4 protein-coding genes are annotated in these 5,810 nt (G+C 46.5%); 1 reads left to right on the top strand and 3 read right to left on the bottom strand.

Features of this window, described 5'->3' with window-relative positions:
- Window positions 1–85 precede the first annotated feature (85 nt).
- Genes gloA2 through N4310_RS07320 form a run of 3 tightly spaced genes read right to left on the bottom strand, consistent with a single transcriptional unit; the run spans window position 86 to window position 3,924 of the window.
- The gene (gene gloA2 / locus N4310_RS07330) at window positions 86–472 is read right to left on the bottom strand and encodes an SMU1112c/YaeR family gloxylase I-like metalloprotein (protein ID WP_160333095.1); all 387 of its coding nucleotides are present in this window, start codon (window positions 470–472) and stop codon (window positions 86–88) included.
- A 1-nt stretch (window position 473) separates the two neighbouring features.
- Window positions 474–2,753, bottom strand: coding sequence for a DNA translocase FtsK (locus N4310_RS07325; protein ID WP_262092666.1), 2,280 nt, complete (start codon window positions 2,751–2,753; stop codon window positions 474–476).
- Window positions 2,754–2,811: 58 nt separating this feature from the next.
- Window positions 2,812–3,924, bottom strand: a complete 1,113-nt coding sequence (locus N4310_RS07320) for an AI-2E family transporter (RefSeq protein ID WP_262092665.1) — start codon at window positions 3,922–3,924, stop codon at window positions 2,812–2,814.
- 81 nt (window positions 3,925–4,005) lie between these two features.
- Between N4310_RS07320 and N4310_RS07315 the strand changes: the two genes are divergently transcribed.
- Complete coding sequence (locus tag N4310_RS07315; protein ID WP_262092664.1) at window positions 4,006–5,574, top strand: glycosyltransferase family protein; 1,569 nt, start codon at window positions 4,006–4,008, stop codon at window positions 5,572–5,574.
- Window positions 5,575–5,810 lie beyond the last annotated feature (236 nt).

Genomic DNA, 5,810 nt, shown 5'->3' with positions numbered 1-5,810 from the left:
AATTGCTTTTTTTGTGCTCTGAATGACAAAAAAAGCTGTATGGAATTTGAACTTTCCACACAACTTATTATAGAACCGTTTTTTTTTATTCATGTAATTCCAAAGGGAGACCGTCGGGGTCAAAGAAGAAGGCCATCTTCTTCTGGGTAAAGTCATCGTAGCGGAGTCCCTGGTGGGGAATCCCCACCTCGTCAAAATAGGCTAGGGTTGCCTGAACATCGTCGACCTTAAAGGCCAAGTGACGCAGACCTGTATGTTCCGGGTGAGGCAGGGCTGGTCTTTTGGGAGCCTGGGGTTTGACAAACAGCTCCAAGACCAGGCCGTTTTTCTCGACCAGGATCAGGCGATCCTCCTTGTCGGGACGAACATGGTCCGCCTGAACGGTGAAGCCTAGATGCTCCACATAAAATTCCAACATGCGTTCAGCATTGTGGCCAATAATGGCAATATGATCAACTCCGCTAAATTCCATCTCAATTCTCCTCTAACTGACTTATCAAAACCTTGCGGGGTTTAGTCCCTTCCGCCGGTCCAATGACTCCTGCCTGTTCCAACTCTTCCATTAACCGCGTTGCCCGATTAAAACCAACGGATAAACGCCGCTGGATCATAGAAGCTGAGGCTTTCTGGGTTTCAACAACCAGGGTCTTGGCCTGGTTAAAGAGCGGATCTCCCTGACTAGAGTCACTACCTCCAGCCTCATCCAGCTCACTAACCTCTCCTGGATCAAAGGCCTCATCATAATCAACCTCAGCCTGCTCTTTAATGTAATTGACCAACCGTTCAACAGCCTCATCCGAAATAAAGGATCCTTGGAGCCGCACTGGATGATTCTCATCAATCGGTTTAAAGAGCATATCGCCCCGCCCCAAGAGCTTCTCTGCCCCATTTTCATCCAGAATGGTTCGACTATCCGTTCCACTGGACACAGCAAAGGCCACTCGGCTCGGCACATTGGCCTTGATTAAGCCACTGATAACATCCACGCTTGGACGCTGGGTTGCTAGAATCATATGGATCCCCGCTGCGCGCGCTTTTTGACCCAAACGAATAATGGCATCCTCAACTTCCTTGCTAGCCACCATCATCAAGTCAGCCAACTCATCCACAATCACCACAATAAGAGGTAGTGGCACTTCTTTTAGCTCTGAGGTCTGGTTATGGGCTGCCACGCGTTCATTATAACCCTGGATATTCCGCGCTCCCACTTTCGAAAAACGTTGGTAGCGATCTTCCATCTCATCCACCACTTTTTGCAGGGCACGACTGGCCTTACGGGGATTGGTCACTACCGGAATCAAGAGATGAGGAATATCATTATAGACCGATAGTTCGACCATTTTGGGGTCAATCATCAGAAATTTAACCTGGTCTGGACGCGCCTTCATCAGAATACTGGCAATGATCCCGTTAACTGCAACTGATTTTCCAGATCCTGTTGAGCCCGCCACCAATAAGTGCGGCATCTTGGCTAGGTCAAAGCTACGGACCTGGCCATTAACCGCCTTCCCAAGCGGCAATTCCAAAAGTTTGGCTGGATCAAGCTTGGCTTGTTCCCAAAGTTCCCGGAAACCAACCGTCGCCACCTCACTATTGGGCACCTCGATTCCGACCAAGGACTTGCCTGGAATGGGAGCTTCAATCCGCACATCCTTGGCTGCCAGAGCCAAGGCCAAATCATCTGCTAGATTGGAAATCCGGTTCACCCGAACACCTACAGCCGGCTTGATTTCATACTTGGTCACCGAAGGGCCAATCTCGGCCCGCTCCACCTTGGCATCGATGGAGAAGGAAGCAAAGGTGGATTCCAAGATGCGGACATTTTCCCGGACCTGCTGTTGCTCCCGCGCCTGACTCTTGGCTTTTTCCTTGGGAAAGAGATTTATGCTAGGCAACACATAGGGTCCCAAAGGACTGCTTTCTAATCTTTCTGGGAAAGGCAGCTCCTCTTCTAGGGTCTCCACTTCTTCCAAGTAAATAGCTGGTACCTCAGGCAGGGGCCCCGAATCTAGGATCTCGCCAGTTTCCAAATCAACTAGGGGTAAGGGAGCTTCAGGAACTGGCTCTTTTTCAGGAAGAACAGCCAACTCTTGCTGCTCTTCCTCTCTTATCCTTTTGGCCTCAAGCCGTCGCTGGCGCTCCCGCAAATAAAGGCTTTCCCCTGCTTCTGTCAACTGCTGATAAGTATTCAAGAGCCAATCCCCCACATCGTAGACGGAAAGTTGGCTGAGCAGGAGACTCCCGAGAGCCAAAAAAAGCGCGCCAATAAAGTAGGATCCGATATTTGAAAATAAAAAAGCAATCGGAATATAAAGCAGGAGACCCAAAAGCCCGCCCCCCACAAATTGCGTAACTTGCAATCCCAAGAGCTCACCGCTGAGTATGCCCAACTGCGCATTCAAAAGGCCTACCTCAGCTGGAAGTTGACCAAACAGATAAGCCTCCCAAATCAGCAGTAAACCTGCAAAAATAGAGACCACCCCAGGCCAAAAACCGGGACGATCCCGTAGCCATTTGAAAGTAAAGAGATAGATAAAAAGTGCCACTAGGAAGACGGGAGCCAGACTCCCGACACCCCAACGAATCAAATTATAAAGTGTACGACCAAAAGCCCCCACTTGCAAGAGGGCAATCACGATCAGAACCGCTAGACCAAGTGAGATAAACATCCGCCGAATTGCGGCCTGTCTAGCCTGCTCAGCCTTGCTAGGTCTTCTAGTTTTAGTACCTGTAGTTTTCTTTTTAGTTGCCATGTTTCTATTATACCATCTCGTGGCCCTTATCCCACATGGAGACAAAGAAAGGATTTTTCTACAATTCTGTATCCAACTGCTTGCGCATTTGATTTTCCTTATGCCCTTCATAGAGTTCCCACAGAAACTTCACAATTTCTTTTAAAATCGAATATAAAGGTATAGCCACAATCATGCCTACGATTCCATAGATATTACTCGATAACAGCAACAAGACCATGATCGTAATTGGATGAACCTTCATCACTCCCCCAACAATCCGAGGGTAGAGAATATTGCCATCCACCTGTTGCAAAATCAGCATATAAACCAGGGCAATCAACATCTTCTGCGGATCCAAAAAGGCATAGGTGATCACCATGGGAATCAGACCAATCGTTGGTCCCACATAGGGAATCAAATTACAAAGTCCTGAGAAAATTGCGAAAATCAAGGCATAGCGAATCCCAATAATCGAGTAACCAGCCAGAGTTAGACTGAAAATAATCAAGGCATCAATGGAGATTCCACTAATATAACGAGCAATCGTTTTATTCAGAGTGACCAGTAGGGAAGCAATCCCTAACGAATCCCGCTTCAGAACCGTCCGCTGCAACATGGGCAAGAATTTCTTACCATCTAATAGGAAATAAACCAAGAAAATCGGCGTCATAATCAAAACAAAGGCTGTATTGATCACCGCTGAGAACAGGCTACCTAGACTCGTTGTTACATTATTGAGGATATTTTGCAAAATATCCACATAGGACAGGTTTAAGTCGGACACCGTTTTTTGCAGATCCACATTCCGCAAGAGGGGCTCTTGAGCCAAGTTATTGACCAGAGACTGAGCCTCCTTGTAAATTCCCTGACTGGCAGCAATCAAACTGGTTAACTGATGGATCAAAATCGGCAGCAAATAAACCACTGCCCAGACCACAAGCCCAATCACACCCGCAACCGCTAAAAGGCTACCAATGCCCCGCTTAATTTTGAAAATTCCCTCCATACCTTCCACAATCGGATTGGTAATGTAATAAAAAAAGGCGGCTAAGATAAAGGGAATTAAAATGGTATTTAAGACCCGAACAACCGGTGTAACAATCTCCCCCATCTCTCGCCACAAAAAGAGAACGAGACTACAGAGAAGTATTTCGACCGTCCAAAAAAATAATTTACTCTTTTGAAACATCGCATCCTCCTTTCCTTATTCTAGCATAATTGTGGTATGATTTTAGAAGAATATTTCAATCCAAGAAAGAGGTGGCTCTTCGTGCGCCGTTTTTTTAACTACTTAAGTCAGTTCGGAACCTACCTAATGCTCCTACTAGCCGGACTCTTTTGTACCTTCTTTAGTTTTTCAAGCCTATTTGTCACAAGCTTCATCCCCATAAAAATTTCTGAGGGAGTACTTTTCCAAACCAATCCCTGGTTTTTCCTTCCCTGCTTAGGACTTTTTATCTGGGGCTTGGTGAGTTTGCGATCTTCCTTTGAAAAGCTGTCTGACAAGCAGTTTTTTAAAATCCTAACCATCCTCTATCTCCTCATGGGGGCCTACTTGCTCTTCAATGTTGAGGGGCAAATTCGAGCGGATGCTAAACATGTCTACAAGGCCGCACTAGCCTTCAATCAAGGCAACTTTGAATCCTTGACCACTATCGGTGCCTACATGTACCGCAATCCTCATCAGCTGGGACTCCTTAGCCTAGAACGTATCTATGCCGCAATCCTCCCAACTACCTATTTGGCCTTTGGCATGAATCTGGTCTGGACCCTGACCAATAACTATTTAATTTGGAGATTGGGACGAACCTGGGGACTGAGCCAGCTAGCTCGAAATTACCTACTCTTCTTCTGCTTTGCCTTCCTCCCCCATTTCTTCTTTATTCTCTTTGTCTATGGCAGCACCGTTGGTTTAACCGCCTGCCTACTCAGTCTGACCTTTTACCAGAAATTTGCTAAAAAGGAACAGATTCGCTATGGACTCTTGTCCGCTGTTTTCCTGGGTATCGCTTGTGTCATCCGAAACAACTATATGATCTTCGGATTAACGATCTTGGGAATTTTAACCCTATCTATTCTCAAAAAATTCAGTTGGAAAAAAGTATTGGTTGGAGTCAGCTGCATCCTCTGTATGGTAGGCATGAACAAGGCTGTCCTGTCCTACTACGAAGGGGTTATTGACCAAGAGATTGGCCCAGGAACTCCCAAAATTGCCTATGTCACCATGGGACTCCGGGATGATCCAAACCGCAAGACCCTGGGAGGCTGGTATGACGGTTACAATACCAAAATTCTCCAACGAAACAATTTTAATGAAGAACAGGCCACAGACATGGCCAAACGCGACTTACGCAAACGGATCGTTACCTTCCTTAAAAATCCGCTGTATGCTGGACATTTCTTTTTCCAAAAAGTCTACTCCACTTGGACCGAACCTACTTTCCAGTCCATTTGGACTGGCCCCAATCGTTGGGAGCGGAACCAGGAGACCTTTACCCCACTCCTCCAATCTCTTTATGAGGGACGCAGCGCTTATCGGATTTTCCACTTTTTAATGAGTCTGCTCCTATGGACCCTCTACACAACAACTGCCATCTACCTCTTTCACCTCCTGCGGAAAATCCAACCCGATTTTCCTTCCACACAATTAGCCGGAGCGATCTTCCTGATCGGCGGCTTCCTCTTTCACCTCATTTGGGAAACCAAAAGCCAGTATGTCTATATGTACATTCTCCTTTTGACCCCCTATTCAGCGCAAGGCTTTGAAATTCTCCTATCCTATTTGGATAACCGAAAAAAGCAGCCAAGTAAGGCTGCTACTAGGCAAACTTCCGTGTGAGGTTTGTCTTTTTTTAATTTTAAGAAGGGAGTGGGACAGAACTAAATTTGAAAAAATTGGTTCTGTCCCACCTCCGCAAGGTTGATTAGGTCGGGTTCGGAGTCCTCTCAGCGAGTCAGTAATTGACTCGCTGAGCCTATGACATGGACGAACATGAAATGAGGCTGGGACAAAAACCCCTCTGACTAACGCAAAAAAGCAACGGTTTTAAAGCCGTTGCTTTTTGCCTTATGGAG

This window comes from Streptococcus danieliae, assembly GCF_025447695.1.
In the GTDB taxonomy this organism is placed as follows: Bacteria; Bacillota; Bacilli; order Lactobacillales; family Streptococcaceae; genus Streptococcus; species Streptococcus danieliae.
Note: the sequence above shows the minus strand (reverse complement) of the source record. Positions and strands in the feature narration are given on the sequence as shown.